We start from the raw sequence: 21016 nt of genomic DNA on the forward strand, positions 1-21016 counted from the left end.
CACTCCCGCCCCTCCCTCAGTCCGCGCGGCGGCCGGCGAGGAACCGCCCCATGACCGCGGTCGCGAGGAGAGCTGTGATCATCTGACCACCGTAGATCAAGTAGCTCGCGGTGGTGGTCCGTTCGCCGGGACCGGGATCTCCGCTCGTGAAGGCCGCCAGCATCCACATCCCCCAGCACAGGGTCGCCGCCGACCCGGTCCACGCCACGGCCAGTGGCCATCCCGCCCGCCGGGTCCCGCCCCTGGCCAGCAGGAGCGCCCCGGCCGCCGCGGTCAGCACGCATATCCCGTGGACCGCGGAGCCCACGGCGGTGTCCGAGGAGTACTCCGCGATCTGCGACGCGTTGCGCCCGGCCGTGCCGCCCAGTGCCCAGTAGAAGTGCGTCGCCGCGACCGCCGCGGCCAGTGCCGCCGCGGCTCCCGCCACCACCCCCGTGGGTGACGGGAGCCTCCCCCAGACTCCGTCCGGGGGGACCCCCGGACCGAGGGGACCCTGCCAGCGCCAGCCCCAGCGCTCTCGCGCATAGGGCACGAACAGGCCTGCCAGGGCTATCGCCTGGACGATGAAGCCCGTGTAGACGACGTGGAAGACCCAGTCGTCGAGGAAGGGCTTCGCCGCCGTCGGCGCGGCGGCGTCCGGACCCAGACCCATGCCCCTCAGGAGGAGCTGGCCGGGGAACCCGAGCACGATGGGCGTGAGCAGGCCGGTGGCGACGAAGCCCGGGATCACCAGCAGCCAGGACGGAATCCGCTTGCCCCAGGGCCTGATGAGCACCAGCACCAGCAGGATCACGGCCGCGTCCATGAGCACGGTGACGGCGTTCGCCACGGTGAGGAGCAGCCGGGGCTCCAGCAGCACGCTGCCCGCCGGTATCCCCAGGTGGCTCCCGGCCAGCCAGGCGGTCTTCAGGGTGAGGTACGGGACGGTGGCGGCGACGGCCACCGCGGCCAGGACCCCGCGCCCGGCCCCCGGCCCGGAGGCGGAGGGCTGCGCTGCGTCGTCGGCCGGTCGTGGTGGCTTCGGCAGGTGCACGGCTCGTGTGGTCATGACCCAACGGTCCCGCGTCCGTTGCCCCGCCACCTCCCCCTTGAAGGGGAACCGCCTCCCCCGCCCGGGGGAGGAACCGGGCCCTCCGCCCCGCGGCGACCCCGCATCCGCCGTTACATCCGCCGCGTCACCACCGACAGCCGGTCGCGCGCCGCGAACAGCGCCGCCTTGATGCCCCGTTCGTGCCCCGGCGTCAGCCGCGCCACCGGTACCGAGCAGCTCACCGCGTCCCGGGCCGGCGTCCGGTACGGCACCGCCACCCCGAAGCAGCGCAGTCCGAGGGTGTTCTCCTCCCGGTCCACCGCGTACCCCTGCTCCCGTACCAGTGCCAGGTCCTCGATGAGCCGTTCCCGGTCGGTGATGGTGTGCTCGGTGACGGCTTCGAGCCGCCGCGGCAGCAGGGCGCGCACCTCCTCGTCCGTGTGCGTGGCCAGCAGCGCCTTGCCGAGCGCCGTCGAGTGGACCGGCAGCCGCCGCCCGACGCGGGTGAAGGGGCGCAGGTAGTGCTGGGACTGCCGGGTCGCCAGGTAGACCACGCTCGTCCCGTCCATGCGGGCCAGGTGGATCGTCTCCGTCGTGTCGTCGGAGAGCCGGTCCAGCGTGGGCCGGGCCGCCGCCACCACCTCGTCCCCGTCGATGTAGGAGCTGCCGACGAGCAGGGCCCGTACGCCGATGCCGTACCGCGTGCCCGCCGCGTCCGTCTCCACCCAGCCCAGGTTCACCAGGGTGCGCAGCAGCATGTAGAGGCTGGATTTGGGCAGGGAGAGGTCGTTCTGGATGTCGGCCAGGCTGTGCAGCCCCGGCCGGGAAGCGAAGTGTTCCAGCAACTGGACCGTGCGTACCGCCGACTTGACGGCCGCCGGTGCGCCCGAGCCCCCCGACTCAGCTGTGGTGGTCATCCGCCTTCGCGCCCCTCTGTCTCTTGCTGTCTCTTGTCAACCCGGAAGACACGGAAATAGAGTCCACGGTGGATGTGATCATTCATCCAACGGAACAGCGTTCACAATACTGAACGCATGCGCGCGGGTCAGCGTAGATCCAGGAGGCAGTTCGCCATGGCAGCAACACCAGTCTGGAGTGTGGACCCCCGCACCGGGAAGCACCGCGAGCAGGTTGCGGTGGAGGCCACACCCCGGGAGGTGGACGAGGCCGTGCGCGCGGCCCATGCCGCCCGCGGCTCGCTGGCCGACGCCGGGAGGCGCGCCGCCTTCCTGCGCGCCGCCGCCGATCTGCTCGACGAGGCCGCCGCCCACGTCATCGAGGCCGCCGACGCCGAGACGGCGCTCGGGCCCGGCCGGCTCACCGGCGAGCTCGCCCGCACCACGGGCCAGTTCCGTGCCTTCGCCGACGCCGTGGACGAGGGCTCCTACCTCGACATCCGCATCGACCACGCCGATCCCGCCGCCACTCCGCCCCGCCCGGAACTGCGCCGTTACAAGGTGCCGCTGGGCGTGGTCGCGGTCTACGCCGCCTCCAACTTCCCCCTCGCCTTCTCCGTGCCCGGCGGCGACACCGCCAGCGCCCTGGCCGCGGGCTGCCCCGTGGTGGTCAAGGCGCACCCCGACCACCCGGCCACCTCCGAGCTGTGCGCCTCGCTGCTGCGCCGCGCCACCGTCGCCTCCGGGCTGCCGGCCGGGGTCGTCGCCGTGGTCCACGGCTTCGACGCGGGCCTGGAGCTGATCCGGCACCCGCTGGTCGGCGCCGCCGGCTTCACCGGCTCCATCCGCGGCGGGCGGGCCCTGTTCGACGCCGCCTCCGCGCGGCCCGTACCGATCCCCTTCCACGGCGAACTGGGCTCCCTGAACCCGGTCGTGGTCACCCCGGCGGCGGCCGCCGAGCGCGCCGAGGAGATCGGCGGCGGACTGGCCGGCTCGGTCACGCTCGGCGTCGGCCAGTTCTGCGTCAAGCCGGGCCTGGTCCTCGTACCCGAGGGTGCGGACGGGGACCGGCTCGCGGGTGCGCTGACCAAGGCGCTCGGCGAGACCGAGCCCGGGGTGCTCCTCGACCACCGGATGCGGGAGAACTTCGTCGCCGGAGTCCGCGAACGCGCCGCCCTGCCCGGGGTCGACGCACCGGTCACCCCCGGCTCGGGCGGCGAGCACACCGTCGGCGCGGGCTACCTGAGCGTGGCGGCGCGGACCCTCCTGGAGGGCGGGCCCTACGAGGTGCTGCTGGAGGAGTGCTTCGGCCCGGTCACCGTGCTGGCGCGGTACGCCGGCCAGGAGGAGGCCGCCGCCCTGCTCGGGCGGCTCCCCGGGAACCTCACCGCGACCCTCCAGCTGTCGGCCGCCGAGGCGGACGGCGGCCCGGGTCCGGCGGCGGAGCTGATCTCCCAGGTCACGAACCTGGCCGGCCGGGTCGTGGTCAACGGCTGGCCGACCGGTGTCGCGGTGGCCCCGGCCCAGCACCACGGGGGCCCCTACCCGGCGGCGACCTCCCACTCCACCTCGGTCGGCGGCACGGCGATCGAGCGCTGGCTGCGCCCGGTGGCCTACCAGTCGGTGCCGGACGCCCTGCTCCCGGCGGAGCTGCGCGAGGCCAACCCCCTGGGCCTCCCGCGACGGGTCACGGGAGGCTAGGCCCTCAGACCCCCAGGCTCTCAGCCACTCACACCCTCAGCCCCTCAGGACCCGGGCCTTCTCCGCCGCGAACTCCTCGTCGGTGAGCAGGCCCTGGGCCTTGAGCTCGGCCAGGGCGGTGAGCTGCCCGACCCTGTCGACCGGTGCGGCGGCGGGCTGCTGGGCCGGCTGCGACTGCTGCCAGGCCTGCTGCTGCGCGGCCGCCCGAGCCGCCGCCTGGTCGACCAGGGCCTGCCGCTCGGCGTCCGCCGAGGCCTGCTGCTGCGCGGCGCGCTCGGCCTGACTGCGCTGCACCCGGCCGGAGACCGCGGTGGCCGTACCCGCCACGACCGCGGTGCGTGCCATCGCGCCCAGCAGACCCGGGCGCCCGAAACGTCGAGGCATGACCGTCCTCCCCTAGTTCTCTAGTTCTCGTCCAGTGCGGCGACGGCGCGTTCCACGCTGTCCCGTGGAATGCGCTCCATGAAGAGCACCTCTCCCCCGGACCCCCGCAGCGCCGAAGCCAGCCGCGTGGCCCAGGCGTTCTCCCAGACCACCACGAGCGCCGAGGACTCCGGGGCGAGGCCCTGGGCCACGGTCTCCAGGTCCTCGTCGCTCAGCAGGTCGAACTCCTCGCCGAGGACCCGCTCGAACTGAGTCCACCTCGGAGTCGGCGAGCTCCACCACGGACACCGCGCCGTCCCGCTCCTTGTGGACGAACGTGAGGTCGAGGATGCGCACCACTCCGCTCTCGGCGGGGCCGACACCACATCGCGAGGCGGCCCGGGGCCGGAGCAATGCCCGCCCGGACCAAATTCCGTTGCGGCCCGGCGGCGGCGGACGGCACCCTCGGCCCCATGCCCAGACCTCACGGATTCTCGTACGAACAGCGGGGCGACCAGAGCGTCGTCATCACCCACCAGGGCCGGTCCGCGGCCACCCTGCGCGGCGGGCGGGCCGCCGCGTTCCTGGCCGAGGTCGAGACCGGTGACGCCCAGCTCGTGATGGCGCGCTGGACCGGCTCCTACAAGTTCGGCAACGAGCGGACGGCCAGGAACCACCCCCGCAACCAGGGCCGCGCCTGAGGCGGGAGTGAAGAAGCGGGAAACGGGGTGAAAGTAAGGGAACGGCAAAGCCACCTCGGTCGTTCTCCCGGCATGACCGCTATGACCCCTGGTTCCAACCTGCCGCTCAATGCCGTCCGCGTGACGGTCGACGTGGCTGCCCCGGTGCGGCTCGACGTGTCCGCGCTGCTCCTCGCCGCCGACGGCAAGGTGCGTTCCGACGCCGATTTCATCTTCTTCAACCAGCCGTCCGGCCCCGGCGTCACCTACCGCTCGGGCGGAGGCACGGCACCGGACTCGATCACCGTGGACACCGGTTCGGTACCGCCCGGCATCGAGCGGATCGTCATCACCGCCAGCCCGGACGCCGCGGGCCAGTCCTTCCAGGGCATCGAGCCCACCGCCACCGTGCGGGACGCCGGCAGCGGAGCGGTGATCTCCTCCTTCACCCCGCCGCGGCTCGGCACGGAGACCGCCCTGGTGGTCGTCGAGGTCTACCAGCGCGGCGGCGTGTGGAAGGTGCGCGCGGTCGGCCAGGGGTACGCGAACGGCCTCGCCGGCATCGCGACCGACTTCGGGGTCTCGGTGGACGAGGAGCCGGCTCCGGCGGCCGCGGCCCCGGCCCCCGTCGCACCGCCCGCCCCGCCCGTGCCCCCGGCTCCCCCGGCGGCGCCGCCCACCTACGCGGCCTCCCCCTGGCTCACCAGCGGCGCACCCGGGGCGACCCCGGCGCCCGCACCTGTCGCCCCCGCACCGGTCGCTGCCCCCACCGCCGCTGCCGCCCCCGGCGCCGGGAAGATCAACCTCGACAAGGGCCGGGTCAGCCTCCAGAAGAACCAGACCGTCTCCCTGGTCAAGGGCGGCCGCCCGCTGCTCTCCCAGGTCAAGATGGGCCTCGGCTGGGAGCCCGCGTTCCGCGGCCGGGACATCGACCTGGACGCCTCGGTCATCGCCTACGGCCCGCAGCGCAACCACATCGACAGCTGCTACTTCGGCAAGCTCTCCATCCTGGGCGGCTCCGTCAAGCACTCCGGCGACAACCTGACCGGAGAGGGCGCGGGCGACGACGAGGTGATCGTCGTGGACCTCGGCCGGCTGCCGGCGGACGCGACCGGCCTCGTCTTCACGGTCAACTCCTTCTCCGGCCAGAAGTTCACCGAGGTGGCGAAGGCCTACTGCCGCCTCATCGACGCCGCGACCAACGAGGAGCTGGTCCGCTTCGACCTCACCAGTGCCGAGCCGCAGACCGGCGTGATGATGGCCAAGCTGATCAAGCAGTTCTCGGGCGAATGGGAGATGACGGCCATGGGCGAGTTTGTGAAGTCGCGCACAGTGCGGGGCATGGTCAAACCGGCCGCGCAGGCACTCTGAGCAGGTGGGCGGGCACATGGAGCGACGGACGCCCTTCCCGGGTGACCTGTTCCACCCTTAATACGGAGGTGGCTGTCAGTGGCCGCCCGTAGCCTTGGAACCATGCACCAGACACTCCAGCCCGCGGGCCCCGCGCGCCCGTCCGCCGCCGAGGCGAACGAGGCGATCCGGCAGCTCGTCGAGAGCCGGGTGGACGGCGAGTGGCCCTCCGAGGCGTACGAATTCCTCCTCGAAGAGTGGGCCGCGGCCAGCCGCGCCGAAGCTCAGTAGACGAAACAGACGCAGAACCACGAAGAACGAAGAACGACGAGAAGAGCCGCCGGCCCCGAGGGCCCGGCGGCTCTTCTCATGTCACCGCTCCCGGGCTAGCGCCCGCGCCGCCACGGTCCCGTGACGGCCAGCATGATGCCCGGGTCCTGGATGTTGACGAACAGCGTCCGCCCGTCCGGGGAGAAGCAGACACCCGTGAACTCCGAGTACTCCGGCTCCTCGGCCGTCCCCATGTTCATCTCGTTGCGGGCCAGCGGGTACGTGCGCCCCGACTCGGTCGCCCCGAAGAGGTGCTGCAGCCCCGAGCCGTCCTCGGCGATGATCAGACCGCCGTACGGGGAGACCGTGATGTTGTCCGGGCCGTCGTACCCGCCCTCGACCGACGGGTCGGCGTTCACCCCGATCAGGACCTGCAGCCGCACCGTGCGCCGCTTGGGGTCGTAGAACCACACCTGGCCGTCGTGGGCCGCGCCCGGGCTCTCCTCACGGGCGTAGGAGGAGACGAAGTACGCCCCGCCGTCGGCCCACCACATGCCCTCCAGCTTGCGCGCGCGGGTCACGGCCGACTCGCCGAACTGCTTGCGCACCGCCACGGTGCGCGCGTCGCCGTCCGGGACCGGCACCCAGTCCACCCCGTAGGTGGTACCGATCTTCGTCGCGCGCGAGAGGTCGTCGACGAACAGGCCCGTGCTGTCGAAGCACTTGGCGGCCGCCAGCACGCCGGCATCGTCGGCGAGGTGGCGGAGCTTGCCGCGCCCGTGGCGGAAGCCGCTCGGCGGGGTCCAGCGGTAGAGCAGCCCGTTGGGGCCGGAGGCGTCCTCGGTGAGGTAGGCGTGGCCCTGGCGCGGGTCGATGACGACGGCCTCGTGGGCGTACCGGCCGAAGGCCTTGATCGGCTTCGGGTCGAGGTTGGCCCGGCGGTCGTGCGGGTCCACCTCGAAGACGTAGCCGTGGTCCTTGGTCATCCCGTTCTTGCCGGCGAGGTCCTCGTTCTCCTCGCAGGTCAGCCAGGTGTCCCACGGGGTGGAGCCGCCCGCGCAGTTGGTCGACGTACCGGCGATGCCGACCCACTCGGCGACCTCGCCGCCGCGCCGGACCTCGACGACCGTGCAGCCGCCGGCCGCGCCCGGGTCGTAGACGAGACCCGCGGTCAGCGGGACGGGGTGCGTCCAGCTCGAGCGGGGGCCCTTCAGCTCGTGGTTGTTGACGAGGAGGGTGACGCCCCGGTGGCCCTCGAAGGCGGCCGTGCCGTCGTGGTTCGAGGGGGTGCTCTCGCCCGACTCCAGCGCGGTGACACCGCTGTGCGTGATCACGCGGTACGTGAATCCGGCCGGGAGGGCCAGGATGCCGGCCGGGTCGGCGACGAGCGGGCCGTAGCCGGGACCGTGGCCGTGCCCGTGACCGTGGCCCTGCTCCAGGTCGGCGTCGTGGCGCGCGCCTTCGTCCGCGGCGAGGGCCCCGGGGGCGGTGGCGAGTGCGCCGACCGTTCCGGTGAGCGCGACTCCGGCACCCGCGAGTGCGGTGCGGGTGGTGAAATCTCTGCGGCTGAGCGGCATCGGGTCTCCAGGGGTGGGGAGGTGCTGCGCCTGTCGTGCGGTCGTCGGCGCACACGCTCCCGCCCGCACGTGAACGCCGACTGAACTACCCGCGAAAACGAATCGACCCCTTGACCCGTGTCACCTTGGCCGACTCCCTTTCGGGAACGGCTGGTTACCAGCGCCCCAAACGCCCCTAGGGCGTCCCTCAGGCGCCCCCGAACACCCCTCAGACGCCCCGGGAACGCGCCTTGAACGCGGCCTTCCGGGCCTCTTTGGCCGCCTTCTTGTCGGGGTGCAGCCGCCCCATCGCCTCCAGCACGTGGGCCGTCGCCGGGTGCTCCACCCGCCAGGCCTGCTCGAAGAACCCGGCGTGATGGGCGGTCAGCGACTGGATCAGGAGCGGCAGCTCCGCCTCGGCGTCCTCCCCGGCCCCGGCCCCACCGCCGTCGGCACCGCCCGTCGCGAGCTGCGCCGCGATCGTATCGATGGTCAGCCAGAACACCATCTCCTCGTCCGGCGCCGGTACGTCGGCCACCCCGCGCTCGGCCAGCCAGACCCGGGCGAGCCCGCCGAGCTCCGCGTCGTCCAGTACCGCGCGGACGGCCGGCTCGGCCTCCGCCCCGGCCGGCGCGAGGGCCTGCTGGCAGCGCAGCCGGCGCAGCGGTCCGCCCGCGTCGGCGCCGCGCGCGGCGGCGAGCAGTTCCGTGGCGGCTTCGGGTACGGGGCGGCCGGCCAGCCACTGTTCGATCTCGGCCTGGGCGGCCGCCTCGGAGTAGTGGGAGACCACGTCGAGCAGGACGTCCGCGCCCTTGCCCGCGAGTTCGCCGACGGCCGGGGCCTCCACGCCCGCCTCCAGCATGCGCGCCCGGATGCCGTAGAGCCCGAGCGGGGTCAGGCGTACCAGTCCGTACCGGGAGACGTCCTCCTCGTCGGGGACGGATCCGGAGCCCGCGCCGGCGCTCGCGAGGAAGTCCTCGTCCTCGGCCTCCGCCATCAGCTCCTCGTCGACGGGGCGGAACTCGACCAGCCCGATCGGCTCCAGCTGCCGGAACTGGTCGTCGAGGCGCATCATCGCGTCCGAGACCTGCTCCAGCACGGCGTCGGTGGGATCGCCCATGTCGTCCGGCACCACCATCGAGGCGGCGAGCACCGGGAGCGGCACCGGCCCGTCGGCCGTGCCGCCCTCGGCCACCGCGAGCAGGTAGAGGTTGGCGAGGACCCCGTCGAGGAAGTCGGCCTCGCGGCGCGGGTTCCAGTCGAGCTGGTCGAAGTCGATCTCCCCGCCCGCGTCGAGGGCGTCGACGAGGTCGTCCAGGGCGGGGACCGCCGCGTCCGCGAGGACGGTGTCCAGGGCCGCCAGCCACAGGTCGAGCACGTCGCCGGGGGTTCCGCCGGTCACCAGGGCCAGGTCCTCGCCGGGCTCGGCGGTGCCGAACTCCCGCTCCTCCCCGTCCGGTTCCACGGAGCCGGCGCCGTCCTCCTCCGGTTCGGTGACGTCGACGAGGCCGGTGTCGACGGCCACCCGCCAGGCCTGGCCCGCATGGGCGGCGGAGTCCTCGTCGTCGGGGTCGAGGCCCAGCAGGGCCACCGCCTCGGGCAGTTGCCCGGGGACGAGCTCGCCACCGGTGTCCACGCGGGTGTCCGGTCCGGCCCAGCGGGCGAGGCGCACGGCGCGGGCGAACAGCGGGGCGGCCAGGGCGTCGCGGGCCAGTTCCGCGTCGGGGAGCAGCCGTACCGGCGGCAGCGTGGGGTGCGAGTCTGCGGACATGGGGCGGTTCTCCTCGCGGGCACGGGTGCTTCGGGTACGGGTGCTTCGGGTACGGGTCGTACGGCGCCCCAGAGTAGACGCATTTCGGGCGGTCCCGGCGGCCTCTCCCCTTTGGTTCATCCCACAGTCAACCTCCGTATCCCCTGTAGGGCTTGACAACTTTGCCGGCCACGAAGGAAATTGACGCGCGTAGATATCTGCTTCCTCCTCCACACACCGGAGTTCCCGCCCATGCGCTCCTCGCATCCCCGTTCCGCCGCCGTCGCGGCCCTCGTCGCCACCGCGCTGGCCACCGGCCTGCTCGCGGGCACCGCCGACGCGGCCGAAGGCGCCGTGTCCGCCGATCCGATACGCATCCACGACATCCAGGGCACCACCCGGATATCCCCCCTGGTCGGCAAGCAGGTCGCCGACGTGGCGGGCATCGTCACGGGCGTTCGTACGTACGGTTCGCGCGGCTTCTGGATCCAGGACCCGGACACGGACGACGACGACGCCACCAGCGAGGGCGTGTTCGTCTTCACCAGCTCGGTGCCGACCGTCGCGGTCGGCGACGCCGTCACCGTCTCCGGCCTGGTCGGCGAGTACATCCCCGGTGGCGTCACCTCGGGCAACCAGTCGGTCACCCAGATCTCCAAGCCCGTCGTGACCGTGGTCTCCTCCGGCAACGCGGTGCCCGCGGCCACCGCCGTCAACGAGTACTCGGTGCCCTGCGCGTACGCCCCGGACGGCGACCCGGCCGCCGCCGGCAGCATCAACGGCCTGGCCCTGGAGCCCTCGCGCTACGCCCTGGACTACTACGAGTCCCTTGAAGGCATGAACATCGCGATCGGCAACTCGCGCGTGGTCGGCGCCACCGACCCGTACGCCGAGCTGTGGGTGACGGTGAAGGGCTGGGAGAACAACACCAAGCGCGGCGGCACGCTCTACGGTTCGTACGACTCCCAGAACACGGGCCGCCTGCAGATCCAGCAGCTCGCGCCCCTCGCGCAGCAGCCGTTCCCGGTGGCCAACGTCGGCGACAAGCTGACCGGCCGCACCGAAGGCCCGCTGGACTTCAACCAGTTCGGCGGCTACACCCTGGTGGCCCGCACCCTCGGCACGGTCAAGGCGGGCACCCTGGCCGCGGAGAAGACCAAGCCGCAGGCCGAGAAGGAACTCGCGGTGGCCACGTACAACGTGGAGAACCTCGACCCGTCCGACCCGCAGGAGAAGTTCGACAACCTGGCCAAGGCCGTCGTAGAGAACCTCGCCTCCCCCGACATCCTCGCCCTGGAGGAGATCCAGGACGACAACGGCGCCAAGAACGACGGCACCGTGTCGGCCGAGGCCACCCTGACGAAGTTCACCGCGGCCATCGCGGCCGCGGGCGGGCCCGCCTACCAGTGGCGGAGCGTCAACCCGGAGGACAAGAAGGACGGCGGCGAGCCCGGCGGCAACATCCGCCAGGTGTTCCTCTTCAACCCGGCGCGGGTCTCCTTCACGGAGCGCGCCCCGGGCGACGCCGTGACGGCGACCGGAGTGGTGGCGGAGGCCGGCAAGGCCGCCCTGACCCACTCCCCCGGCCGGATCGACCCGGCGAACCCGGCGTGGGTGGACAGCCGCAAGCCGCTGGCCGGCGAGTTCGTCTTCCGCGGCAAGACGGTCTTCGTGATCGCCAACCACTTCGGCTCGAAGGGCGGCGACGAGGGCCTGACCTCCTCGCACCAGCCCCCGGTGCGCTCCTCCGAGGCCAAGCGGCTGCTGCAGGCGCAGGCCGTGAACGGCTTCGTGAAGGACATCCTGGCGGTCGAGAAGAAGGCCGCGGTCCTCGTGGTCGGCGACATCAACGACTTCGAGTTCTCGGACACGACGAAGGCGCTGGAGGACGGCGGGGCGCTGTACGCGGCGATCAAGTCGCTGCCGAAGCCGGAGCGCTACTCGTACGTCTTCCAGGGCAACGCGCAGGTCCTCGACCAGATCCTGACGAGCCCGGGCATCAAGCAGTTCAGCTACGACAGCGTGCACATCAACGCCGAGTTCGCCAACCAGAACAGCGACCACGACCCGCAGGTCGTGCGCTTCCGCCCGTAGCGGCGGTGCCGAGGGGGCCGGGCCGCACCGCCGCCCGGCCCCTTTGGCATGATCCCGGCATGATCTTCCGTACCGCTACGCGTCAGGACCTGCCCGCCGTACTCGTCCTGCTGGCCCAGGACGAGGACCCGGCCGCGGCGGACACCTGGATTCCGGCCCCGGAGCCCGTCTCCGAGGCCCACGAGCGGGCCTTCGCCGCGATCACGGCGGATCCGCGCAACGAGATGCTGGTCCTGGAGGTGGACGGGGACCTCGTGGGCTGCCTGCAGCTGACGTACGTCCCGGGTCTCGGCCAGGGCGGGCGGGAGCGGGCCCTCGTGGAGGCGGTACGGATCCGCGCGGACCGGCGGGGCGGGGGACTCGGGGCGCACCTGATGGAACGGGCGGCGGACCGGGCCCGCGAGCGCGGCTGCGGCCTGATGCAGCTCACCAGCAACAAGCGGCGCACCGCCGCGCACCGCTTCTACGAGCGGCTGGGCTACGCCCGGAGCCACGAGGGCTTCAAGCTGCCGCTGGCCTAGCCGACGGGGCGGCGGGACGGGCTGCCGGGATCGGAGACCGGACGGTCGGGAGCCGAGGACGGGACCTTTGGCCCTGGCGTGACGCTCAGCACATCCCTACCCATTCGGGCGGTTCTGGTGTTGAGTGTCCCCACGCCCGATCTTGTACCGCACTCCAGCACTCCTTTGGAGGACCGCGTGTTCCCCTCCATCTCCCTCGCTCAGGAAATCGGCATCGCCGTCCTGCTCGTGGCCGCCGCCGTCTGGCTGATCGGCCTCGGCCACATGCTGTGGGACAGCCGTTTCCACCACCCGGAGCCAGGCGCCTTCGAAGGCCTCTCGGTCATCCCCGCCCAGCGCGGGACCTCCGTCCACCCGATGGAGTCGGTGGAGCTGACCGAAGCGGAACAGCAGGCCTTCGCCGGCCTGGTCCGCACCATCCCCCTGCACTGACGCCGCCGCCGGCCTGTTTCCCGGCCCGCGCGGCCCCCGCGTGCGCGATACCCCTCCCCCGCTCGGGGCGGGAGGGCGCTCACCACGCACAACGCCCTCCCACCCCCGTCGGGGTGGGAGGGCGTTCGCGTGACCGGACCGGGGCCGGTCAGTTGTGGCTGTGCAGGACCTCGTTCAGGCCGCCCCAGGCCGCCTTGTACGGGCGGGCCTCGACGGCGCCGGTGACCGAGTTGCGGCGGAAGAGGATGTTGTCGGCGCCGGAGAGCTCCAGGGCCTTGACGATCTGGCCGTCCGGCAGGGTCACCCGGGTGCCGGCGGTGACGTAGAGGCCCGCCTCGACGACGCACTCGTTGCCCAGGGCGATCCCGATGCCCGCCTCGGCGCCGATCAGGGTGCGCTCGCCGATCGAGATGATCTGCTTGCCGCCGCCCGACAGGGTGCCCATCGTGGACGCGCCGCCGCCGATGTCGGAGCCGTCGCCGACCACGACGCCCGCGGAGATCCGGCCCTCGACCATGGAGGTGCCCAGGGTGCCGGCGTTGAAGTTGACGAAGCCCTCGTGCATCACGGTGGTGCCCTCGGCGAGGTGCGCGCCCAGGCGGACCCGGTCCGCGTCGGCGATGCGCACGCCCTTGGGGGCGACGTAGTCCGTCATCCGCGGGAACTTGTCGATCGAGGTCACCTGGAGGTGCAGGCCCTCGGCGCGGGCGTTCAGGCGGACCGTCTCGACCTGGTCGATCGCGACCGGGCCCAGCGAGGTCCAGGCGACGTTGGCGAGCAGGCCGAAGACGCCGTCCAGGTTCTGGCCGTGCGGCTTGACCAGGCGGTGGCTGAGCAGGTGCAGGCGCAGGTACGCGTCGTGCGCGTCCAGCGGCTTGTCCTCCAGGGAGGCGATCACGGTGCGGACGGCTACGACCTCGACGCCGCGGACCGCGTCCTGGCGGATCGCCTTGGGCGCGGTGACCCCCAGCAGCTCCACGGCCTGCTCGGCGGTGAGGCGCTCGGTGCCGGCCGGGCCGGGCTCGGCGACCAGCTGGGGGGCGGGGAACCAGGTGTCGAGGACGGTGCCGTCGGCGGTGAGGGTGGCAAGTCCGGCGGCGACGGCGCCGGTGGTACGCGTAGCAGTCATGCCCGAAACCTAACCGGCGACGGCCCGCGGTCGCGAACCGGTCTCATGTGCCGGGCGCGGGTCGTGTCGCACCGGGTCCTCCGCGGACCCCGGCGCGGGCCCCGGACCGAGCCCCGGCGCGGGCTCGCGCGCCGCGGGCACCTCCCCCGCAGGTCGCGCCTCCCGCACCTCCCGCGCCACCCGCACCGACATCCACAGCACCGCCCCGCCCGCCCCCGCCGCCAGCGCCGCGCACAGCGGCCACAGCAGCCCGGGCGCCGCGGAGTACAGGGCCCCGCCGAGCGGCCCGCCCAGTACGACGCCACTGGCCGAGACCCCGGCGTACAGGCTCTGGAACAGCCCGATGGCGTGCGCGGGCGCCTGGTCGGCGACGTAGGCCGTGGCCGTGGTCTTGTAGAGGATCTCCCCGAGGCTCAGCAGCAGCATCATCGCGACGGCGGTCCCGATCCCGGCCCCGAGCAGCAGCGCCCCGTACCCCGCGCCGACGAGCAGCAGGCCGACGCCGATGACGCGGAGCGGCGGGCGGGCGCGCAGGGCCACCGCCGCCGGGAGTTCCAGGACGAGGATGACGGCTCCGTTGAGCGCGATGATCAGCCCGTAGGCACCGGTGGAGAGCCCGTGGTCGGCGAGGTACACGGGAAAGGTCGTGTACTGCTGTCGGTAGATCACGTCGACGACCAGGACCGCGACGAGCAGGGCGAGGACGGCCGGCCTGGCGCGGAGCTCCCCCCACACGCCGCGGCCCAGACCCCCGTCCGGGGCCGCGGCGGGGGTGTTCGCGGCGCCGCGCGCCGGTACGACGCGTGCGGTCCACAGGGCGAAGGCCAGGATGCCCACGCCGTCGGCGACGAAGAGCCAGTCGTAGGAGAGGCCCGTCGCGATCAGGGCCCCGAGCGGTGCGCCGAGGGTGAAGCCGCCGTTGGAGACGCAGCGGACGACGGCGAAGGACTGGCGGCGCGCCCCTTCGGGGACGATCACCGCGACGAGGGCGGCGTTGGCCGAGCGGATCGCCCCGAGGGCGTACTGGGCCGGCGGCAGGGCGGCGTAGAGCACGGCGGTGGGCAGCGCCGGCAGGAGGACCAGGGCGCCACCGGCGAGGGCGGAGGCGACGAGCAGGACGCGGCGGTGGCCGTAGCGGTCCCCGAACCCGCCGCCGGTGAAGTTGCCCGCGACCAGGCCGATGCCGCCGATGCCGGTGATCAGGCCCGCCTCGGTGACGGAGAGGCCGCGCGGACCGGTCAGGTACACGAAGACGAAGACGAAGGTGAAGCTGGACACGGCGTTGACGAAAACACCCGGCGAGAGCAGCCACACCGCTCTGGGCACGTCCTTGAATCCTTGCAGCACCAGCCGACCCCCGAGTGAGTTCCCTTTGGGAACTAACTATGTCAGCATGGCAACCTCGGGTCAACGGACAAAGGAGTGCCCATGGCCCAGCGCACGCACCTCGACGACGCGGACTGCTCCATCGCCCAGGCCCTCGACGTCGTGGGCGACTGGTGGACGCTGCTGATCGTCCGCGACGCCGCACGGGGCGTGCACCGGTTCGACGAGTTCCAGCGGGAACTGGGCATGTCCCGCAAGGTTCTGACGGAGCGGCTGAAGCTGCTCGTCGAGGCGGGCGTGCTGACCCGCGAGCCGTACCAGGAGCGGCCGGTGCGCCACGCGTACCGGCTGACCCCGCGCGGCCGCGGACTGCTGCCGGTGCTCGTCGCTCTCCAGGACTGGGGGGACACGTGGATCCTGGGAGAGGGAGAGATGACGGCGACCACCCACGAGGCCTCGCGCGAGGCGGTACGGGTCCACGCGCTGCGCGGCACCCGGCTGCCGGAGCTCCTGCTGCCGGACCGTTTCGGCGAGCTCCGCGACCCGGTGGCGGACACGCCGTTCACCGTCCTGTACTGCTTCCCGGGCGCGTTCGCCCGGTCCGAGTCCTACCCGCCGGGGTGGGCCGGGATTCCCGGGGCGCGGGGGTGCACCCTCGAATCGTGCACCTACCGGGACCAGCTCGGGGAGTTCACGGCGGCGGGCGCGACGGTGCACGGGGTGTCGACCCAGCGGCCGGACGAGCAGCGGGAGTTCGCGGAGGCCGAGGGGCTCCGCTTCCCCCTCCTCTCCGACGCGGAGCTCGCGCTGGTGACGGCGCTGCGGCTGCCGACGTTCCGGGCGGGGGGCATCAGCCGGCTGAAGCGGCTGACGCTGGTCGTGGACCGGGACCGGACCGTCCGCGAGGTCTTCTACCCGGTCCAGGACATCGAGGCGAGCGTGGCCGCCGCCCTGGCCGCGGTCCGCGGCGCGTAGCCGGGACCGGGCGCGCCGCCCGGACCGGCGGACCCCGGCCGCCGCCGAGCCTCCGTCAACCGTGCCTCAGGCCCGCGTCAGGCCCGCAGCACCCGCCGCAGGACCTCACGGGCGTACGCCTGGTCGTACTCCGCCCCCGTCAGCAGCACCTGCAGGCTGATCCCGTCCAGCACCGCCACCAGCGCCCGCGCCGTGGCCGGGTCCGTCCGCGCGGACAGCGCCGTGGAGACGACCTCGCACCATTCGGCCGCCACGGGACGCAGCGCGGGGCGGCGCAGGGCGGCCAGGTAGAGCTCGTACTCCAGCTCCGCCCGCGCCCGGTCCGCCCCCAGGAACTCACCCAGCAGGACGGCGAGGGTCCCCGCCAGATCCGTACCCGGATCGGCCAGCGCCACGGAGTCGGCCACCGCCCGGGCGAAGCCCTCGTTGGCCTGCCGCAGCGCCGCGACCAGCAGGTCGTCCAGGGTCTTGAAGTGGTACGTGGTGGAGCCGAGCGGCACGTCGGCCTCCGCGGCCACGCTGCGGTGGCTGAGCCCGGCGATGCCTCGCGCGCCCACCACGCGGATGGCCGCGGCGATGATCCGGTCCCGCCGGTCCGGGTCGTAGCGGCGCACGGAGCCGGCCATCAGTGCGTCGTCCCCCCGAGGTTCAGCAGCACGACGCCGGCGATCACCAGCGCGATGCCGCCGATCTTCGCGGCCGTCGCCGCCTCCCCCATGAAGACCATGCCGATCGCGGCGATCGCGGCCGTGCCGACGCCCGCCCAGATCGCGTACGCCGTCCCCACCGACATCGACTTCAGCGTCTGCGCGAGCAGCGTGAAGGCGATGACGTAGCCCACCAGCGTGATCAGCGAGGGCCACAGCTTCGTGAAGCCCTCGCTGAACTTCATGGCGGTGGTGCCGGCGACCTCCGCGGCGATGGCGGCGGCGAGCAGTAGGTAGGGCATGCGTACGACTGTACCCATCGTTATGGACGGTCGTACACATCTGCGCACCCCCGGGACTTCCCCCGCCCCGGCCGCTACGGTGTCCGCTCGCGGCGACGCCGAGCCGTGCGCACCGGGGGACGGGGAGATCCGCATGGCCCAGGACGGGACGCGAGACGAAACGCGGCACGCGACCCGGCCGTGGACGCCCTGGGGCGGCGGCTGGCTGCCTCCGCGGCCTCCCCGGCCGGGGGTGGTGTCCCTGCGGCCGCTCAGTCCCGGCGAGATACTCGGCGGCGCCTTCGCCGCCCTCGCCCGGTACGGGGTCCGCCTCGCCACCGCCATGCTCCTCGGCCAGCTCGGCGCGCTGCTGCTGGTCGCCGCGGCCGCCCTGACCGCGCTCGCGCTGCACGCCCGGCCCGTCGCCGCCCTGGTGCCCGCCGCGGCCGTGGCCGCCCTGCTGACCTGCGCCCTGGCCTCCGCCCTGACGGGCGCCGTGCTCCGCCCGGCGGTACTCGGCCGCCCCGCGACCGCCCGTACGCTGCTGCGCGCCGCCGGCCCCCGCTTCGCGGCCGTCCTCGGCACCCAGCTCCTGGTCCTCGCGGCCGTGGCCGGACCGGGCGCGGCCGTCCTGGCCGCCGGGCTGCCCCCGTTGCTGGCGGCGGCCACCCTGCCGGCCGCCGTCGGATTCGGGGTCCTGTTCGCGCTCGGGCCCACGGTCGCCGTCTGCGAGGGGCTCGGCCCGATCGGCGCCCTGCGGCGCTCGGCCCGGCTGGTGCGCGGGGCCTGGTGGCGCACGCTCGGGCTCACCGGCCTCGCCGCCACGATCGCGCTCGCGGCGGCGTACGCCGTCCAGCTGCCCTTCGCCTTCGCCGGGGCGCTCAGCCTGATCCCGGCGGTGGACGGCGGCTTCGTGCACGCGGCCCTCACCGCACTCGGCGGGACGGCCGCGCAGACACTGCTGCTCTGCTTCCCGCAGCTCACCGCCGGCCTGCTCTACACAGACCGGCGGATCCGCCGCGAGGACCTGGCGGCAGAGCTCACCGGGCAGGCGCAACCCGGGGAGTTCAGTTCAGCGTGAACCAGGCCGCGCGGGACTTCTTCCACTCCGGGTGGGTGAGGTCCTTGGCCTCGGTGCCGTCGCCGTACAGGTCGGCGGAGCCGCTGTCGGTGATCAGCTGCACCCGCGCGCCCGCGACCGACAGGTCGGGAACGGCCACGATTGCTTCCCAGCCGCCCGGGTCGGTGGTCGGCAGGTCGGCGCGCTTGACCGGGGCGTGGCCCGCGATCCCGTCCCACTGGTAGAGGGCGTACGGGTCGGAGTTGTCGTCCGCCGCCCAGGAGCCGGCCAGGATCAGGTACTGGTTCGCGGCGTTCTTGCGGATGTCGCGGATCGCGAGCCCGCCGAGGTCGAGCTCGATGCCCGCGCCGAAGGTGGCCTTGGTCCCGCTGGAGATCACCTTGTCGAAGTTGGTCACCGGCACGACCAGCGCCTTGCCGCCGTTCACCGCGGGGGCGAGCGGGGCGCGGAAGCCCAGGTAGGCGGTGGTGGTGGAGCCCGGGGCGAACTCCAGGCCCTCCACGTTGAACCCGTCGATCTGCTTCGGCGCCTCGCCGTCGGCCGTACCGGCGGCGAAGCCGTAGCGGTTCCCGTTCGCCTTGTCCCAGGCCACCAGGTCGTCGCGGAGCTTCTTGTACGAACGCCCGTACGCGAGCTGCGCGGTGGAGCCCGAGCCGCTCAGCGTGGTGGTGAACACCGTGTTGCGGGGCGCCTTGTACTCGCCGTCCTTGTTGTTGCCGAGCGAGCCCGTCCAGTAGATCGTGCTGCCGATCAGGGTCGCGCCCTCGATGTCCACCTCCTTGGTGACGCCGAGCTGCGAGCTGAAGTCCCAGGTCCGGACCGGGGCGGCCGAGTTGGCACGGTCGTACAGACGCAGCACGTTGCTCTCGTCGTCGGCGACGACCGTGTAGCCGCCGCCCACGTCCACGGCGGCCGAGGAGTCGGAGGCCCCGGTGAAGTAGCGCGCCTCGGCCGGGTTCTGCACCGCCGCGGAGGCCGCGAAGTACAGCGTCTTGGTGGCGGTCTTGCCGCCCAGCCCGGTCACCTTGACGGTGAGGTTGGTGTAGCCGCGGCCGCGCGCGGTCACGGCCAGCTGCCGTACCGCACCGGCCCCGGTGACGCTCACGTCGCCGGTCCCGGCGACCGAGGCCTTGCTGGACGCGGAGGCGCTGACGGTGAGCGCGGAGACGTCCGCACCGCTCTGCGCCACGGTCACGTTCACCGTCGGGTCACCGGTCGCGCCGACGGCCCCGGACAGGTAGGAGGCGGACAGCGAGAGGGTGGGCGTGCCGTACGTGACCGCCTGCGCGGGCATGGCCGTGGCGGCGAGGAGGAGTGCGGCGATGCCGGCGACACCGGCGGTTGCGAGGTGCTTGTTCTGCGTCATCATCGGGAACCTCCACGAATCGGGCCGAGCATGAACCATCCGGACCGGGACTTCTTCCACTCCGGGTGGTCGAGGTCCTTGGCCTCGGTGCCGTCGCCGTACAGGTCGGCGGAGCCGCTGTCGGTGATCAGCTGGACGGGGGCACCGGGCACCCGCAGGTCGGGGACGGAGACCACCGCTTCCCAGCCGCCGGGGTCGGTGGTCGGCAGATCGGCCCGCTTGACCGGGGCGTGGCCCGCGATCCCGTCCCACTGGTAGAGCGCGTACGGGTCGGAGTTGTCGTCCGCCGCCCAGGAGCCGGCCAGGATCAGGTACTGGTTCGCGGCGTTCTTGCGGATGTCGCGGATCGCGAGCCCGCCGAGGTCCATCTCGATGGCCTCGCCGAAGACCGGCTTGGCCGCGCCGGCCACGACCTGGTCGATGTTGGTGACGGGCACGACCAGCGCCTTGCCGCCGGGCACCGCCGGGGCCAGCGGGGCGCGGAAGCCCAGGTAGGCGGTGGTGGTGGAACCCGGGGCGAACTCCAGGCCCTCCACGTTGAACCCGTCGATGCTCTTGGGGATCTTGCCGGCGGCCGTGCCCGCCGCGAAGCCGTAGCGGTGCCCGTTGGCCGTGTCCCAGGCGATCAGGTCCTCGCGCAGGCCCTTGTACGCGGAGCCGAGGACGATCTCGGTGTCGGCGCCCGACCCGGTGAGCCGGGTGGTGAAGACGGTGTTGCGCTCGGCCTTGTACTTGCCGTCCTTGTTGTTGCCGAGCGAGCCCGTCCAGTAGACGGTGTCGCCGACCCGGGCCGCGGCCTCGATGTCGGCTTCCTTCTTGAGGCCGAGCGCGGGGCCGAGGTCCCAGGTCTTCACGGGGGCGCCCGAGCGGTACCGGTCGTAGAGGCGCAGCACGTTGGTCTCGTCGTCGGCCACCAGTGCGTAGCCGCCGCCGACGTCCACGGCCGCCGAGGAGTCGGAGGAGCCCGTGAGGTAGCGGGTGGTGAGGCCGCCGGTGCCCACCCGCGCCGAAGCGGCGTAGGAGAGCGTGGCCGTGGCCGTCTTGCCGCCGCGGCCGGTCACGCGCAGCGTCAGGTCGGTGTAGCCCTGGGCCCGCGGGTGGACGGTCAGCTCGCGGTCGCCCTGCCAGGTCCGCGCGATGCGCACGTCACCGGGCCCGGCGACCACCGGGTTGCTGGAGGAGAGGACCTCGACCTTGAGGAAGGCGGCGGGTATCCCCTCCTGCGCGATGTCCACGGTGACGGCCGGGTCGCCGATCGCGCCGACGGCCCCCGACAGGTGCCCGGCGGAGAGGGCGATGGTCGGTTCGGCGGCGGCTTCCTGGGCGGCGTGGGCCGGCGCGGCCAGTCCCGCGGCGAGCAGGGCGGCGGCCCCGGCGGCTCCCACGGCACCGAGGCGGCGTGCCGATGCAGGGCGAACGGTCAACGGAGGTCCTCTCGTCTGCGCCGTCACGTCGTGACGGCCGTCGAGAAGATTCGGCCACCCTGGCCAACTCCCGGTGCACGCGGGCGGTCCGCCGGGAAAACAGACGACCCCCGGCACACCCGTGCCGGGGGTCGTTCGTTCACT

Annotated in this window: 21 protein-coding genes; 9 read left to right on the forward strand and 12 right to left on the reverse strand. The window is 73.3% G+C overall.

All coding sequences use genetic code 11. The features are described from left to right. Positions 1-16 precede the first annotated feature (16 nt). The gene (locus OG435_RS12340; protein WP_266876868.1) at positions 17-1048 is read right to left on the reverse strand and encodes a hypothetical protein; all 1032 of its coding nucleotides are present in this window, start codon (positions 1046-1048) and stop codon (positions 17-19) included. 113 nt (positions 1049-1161) lie between these two features. Further along, positions 1162-1947 carry an IclR family transcriptional regulator gene (locus OG435_RS12345; RefSeq protein WP_266876869.1) on the reverse strand — a complete coding sequence of 262 codons (786 nt, stop codon included), beginning with the start codon at positions 1945-1947 and terminating at the stop codon, positions 1162-1164. A gap of 156 nt (positions 1948-2103) precedes the next feature. Between OG435_RS12345 and OG435_RS12350 the strand changes: the two genes are divergently transcribed. Further along, entirely contained in the window at positions 2104-3627 is a 1524-nt protein-coding gene (locus OG435_RS12350) for an aldehyde dehydrogenase (NADP(+)) (RefSeq protein WP_266876870.1), read from the forward strand. Between the two features lie 36 nt (positions 3628-3663). Here OG435_RS12350 and OG435_RS12355 read toward each other — a convergent pair whose 3' ends face one another. Both OG435_RS12355 and OG435_RS12360 read right to left on the reverse strand, forming a co-directional pair. Continuing rightward, the gene (locus tag OG435_RS12355; RefSeq protein ID WP_266876871.1) at positions 3664-4011 is read right to left on the reverse strand and encodes an SHOCT domain-containing protein; all 348 of its coding nucleotides are present in this window, start codon (positions 4009-4011) and stop codon (positions 3664-3666) included. Between the two features lie 20 nt (positions 4012-4031). Further along, positions 4032-4376, reverse strand: coding sequence for a hypothetical protein (locus tag OG435_RS12360; RefSeq protein WP_266876872.1), 345 nt, complete (start codon positions 4374-4376; stop codon positions 4032-4034). Positions 4377-4463: 87 nt separating this feature from the next. On the opposite strand from OG435_RS12360, the gene OG435_RS12365 reads away from it, so the two are divergent. The 3 genes from OG435_RS12365 to OG435_RS12375 all read left to right on the forward strand — a co-directional run bounded on the left by OG435_RS12365 (position 4464) and on the right by OG435_RS12375 (position 6311). After that, positions 4464-4691 (forward strand): hypothetical protein, encoded by a 228-nt coding sequence (locus OG435_RS12365; protein WP_266876873.1) that lies wholly within the window; start codon positions 4464-4466, stop codon positions 4689-4691. An 81-nt stretch (positions 4692-4772) separates the two neighbouring features. Then, positions 4773-6041: a TerD family protein gene (locus OG435_RS12370; protein ID WP_266876874.1), complete on the forward strand. Its 1269-nt coding sequence runs from the start codon at positions 4773-4775 to the stop codon at positions 6039-6041. Positions 6042-6143: 102 nt separating this feature from the next. After that, positions 6144-6311 (forward strand): hypothetical protein, encoded by a 168-nt coding sequence (locus OG435_RS12375; protein WP_243338429.1) that lies wholly within the window; start codon positions 6144-6146, stop codon positions 6309-6311. A 95-nt stretch (positions 6312-6406) separates the two neighbouring features. On the opposite strand, the gene OG435_RS12380 is transcribed toward OG435_RS12375, so the two are convergent. Beyond that, entirely contained in the window at positions 6407-7867 is a 1461-nt protein-coding gene (locus tag OG435_RS12380; RefSeq protein ID WP_266876875.1) for an alkaline phosphatase PhoX, read from the reverse strand. A gap of 208 nt (positions 7868-8075) precedes the next feature. After that, complete coding sequence (locus OG435_RS12385) at positions 8076-9617, reverse strand: hypothetical protein (RefSeq protein ID WP_266876876.1); 1542 nt, start codon at positions 9615-9617, stop codon at positions 8076-8078. A gap of 231 nt (positions 9618-9848) precedes the next feature. Here OG435_RS12385 and OG435_RS12390 point away from each other — a divergent pair, with 231 nt between their 5' ends. From OG435_RS12390 to OG435_RS12400, 3 genes are all read left to right on the forward strand, one after another. Then, on the forward strand, positions 9849-11690 hold the full coding sequence (locus OG435_RS12390) for an endonuclease/exonuclease/phosphatase family protein (protein WP_266881672.1): 1842 nt from the start codon (positions 9849-9851) through the stop codon (positions 11688-11690). A 59-nt stretch (positions 11691-11749) separates the two neighbouring features. Continuing rightward, the gene (locus OG435_RS12395; protein ID WP_266876877.1) at positions 11750-12211 is read left to right on the forward strand and encodes a GNAT family N-acetyltransferase; all 462 of its coding nucleotides are present in this window, start codon (positions 11750-11752) and stop codon (positions 12209-12211) included. 177 nt (positions 12212-12388) lie between these two features. After that, on the forward strand, positions 12389-12643 hold the full coding sequence (locus OG435_RS12400; protein WP_266876878.1) for a hypothetical protein: 255 nt from the start codon (positions 12389-12391) through the stop codon (positions 12641-12643). A 148-nt stretch (positions 12644-12791) separates the two neighbouring features. On the opposite strand, the gene dapD is transcribed toward OG435_RS12400, so the two are convergent. Together dapD and OG435_RS12410 are read right to left on the reverse strand one after the other, a co-directional pair. Continuing rightward, positions 12792-13772 carry a 2,3,4,5-tetrahydropyridine-2,6-dicarboxylate N-succinyltransferase gene (gene dapD, locus OG435_RS12405; RefSeq protein ID WP_266876879.1) on the reverse strand — a complete coding sequence of 327 codons (981 nt, stop codon included), beginning with the start codon at positions 13770-13772 and terminating at the stop codon, positions 12792-12794. Between the two features lie 9 nt (positions 13773-13781). Further along, on the reverse strand, positions 13782-15098 hold the full coding sequence (locus OG435_RS12410) for an MFS transporter (protein WP_430625619.1): 1317 nt from the start codon (positions 15096-15098) through the stop codon (positions 13782-13784). 102 nt (positions 15099-15200) lie between these two features. Between OG435_RS12410 and OG435_RS12415 the strand changes: the two genes are divergently transcribed. Then, positions 15201-16073, forward strand: a complete 873-nt coding sequence (locus OG435_RS12415; RefSeq protein ID WP_266876880.1) for a winged helix-turn-helix transcriptional regulator — start codon at positions 15201-15203, stop codon at positions 16071-16073. A gap of 77 nt (positions 16074-16150) precedes the next feature. Here OG435_RS12415 and OG435_RS12420 read toward each other — a convergent pair whose 3' ends face one another. After that, complete coding sequence (locus OG435_RS12420; RefSeq protein WP_266876881.1) at positions 16151-16699, reverse strand: TetR/AcrR family transcriptional regulator; 549 nt, start codon at positions 16697-16699, stop codon at positions 16151-16153. Further along, the gene (locus tag OG435_RS12425; RefSeq protein ID WP_266876882.1) at positions 16699-17022 is read right to left on the reverse strand and encodes a DMT family transporter; all 324 of its coding nucleotides are present in this window, start codon (positions 17020-17022) and stop codon (positions 16699-16701) included. Before OG435_RS12425 ends, OG435_RS12420 begins: the two co-directional genes overlap by 1 nt. Here OG435_RS12425 and OG435_RS12430 point away from each other — a divergent pair. Next, a complete protein-coding gene (locus OG435_RS12430) occupies positions 17021-18082 on the forward strand; it encodes a hypothetical protein (protein ID WP_266876883.1) in 1062 nt (353 codons plus the stop codon). The genes OG435_RS12425 and OG435_RS12430 overlap by 2 nt on opposite strands. Here the strand turns inward: OG435_RS12430 and OG435_RS12435 are convergent. After that, the gene (locus tag OG435_RS12435; RefSeq protein ID WP_430625620.1) at positions 18069-19451 is read right to left on the reverse strand and encodes a DUF3616 domain-containing protein; all 1383 of its coding nucleotides are present in this window, start codon (positions 19449-19451) and stop codon (positions 18069-18071) included. The two genes, OG435_RS12430 and OG435_RS12435, sit on opposite strands and share 14 nt — an antisense overlap. After that, complete coding sequence (locus tag OG435_RS12440) at positions 19448-20872, reverse strand: hypothetical protein (protein ID WP_430625621.1); 1425 nt, start codon at positions 20870-20872, stop codon at positions 19448-19450. Before OG435_RS12440 ends, OG435_RS12435 begins: the two co-directional genes overlap by 4 nt. Positions 20873-21016 lie beyond the last annotated feature (144 nt).

The organism is Streptomyces sp. NBC_01264 (assembly GCF_026340675.1).
Lineage (GTDB): Bacteria > Actinomycetota > Actinomycetes > Streptomycetales > Streptomycetaceae > Streptomyces.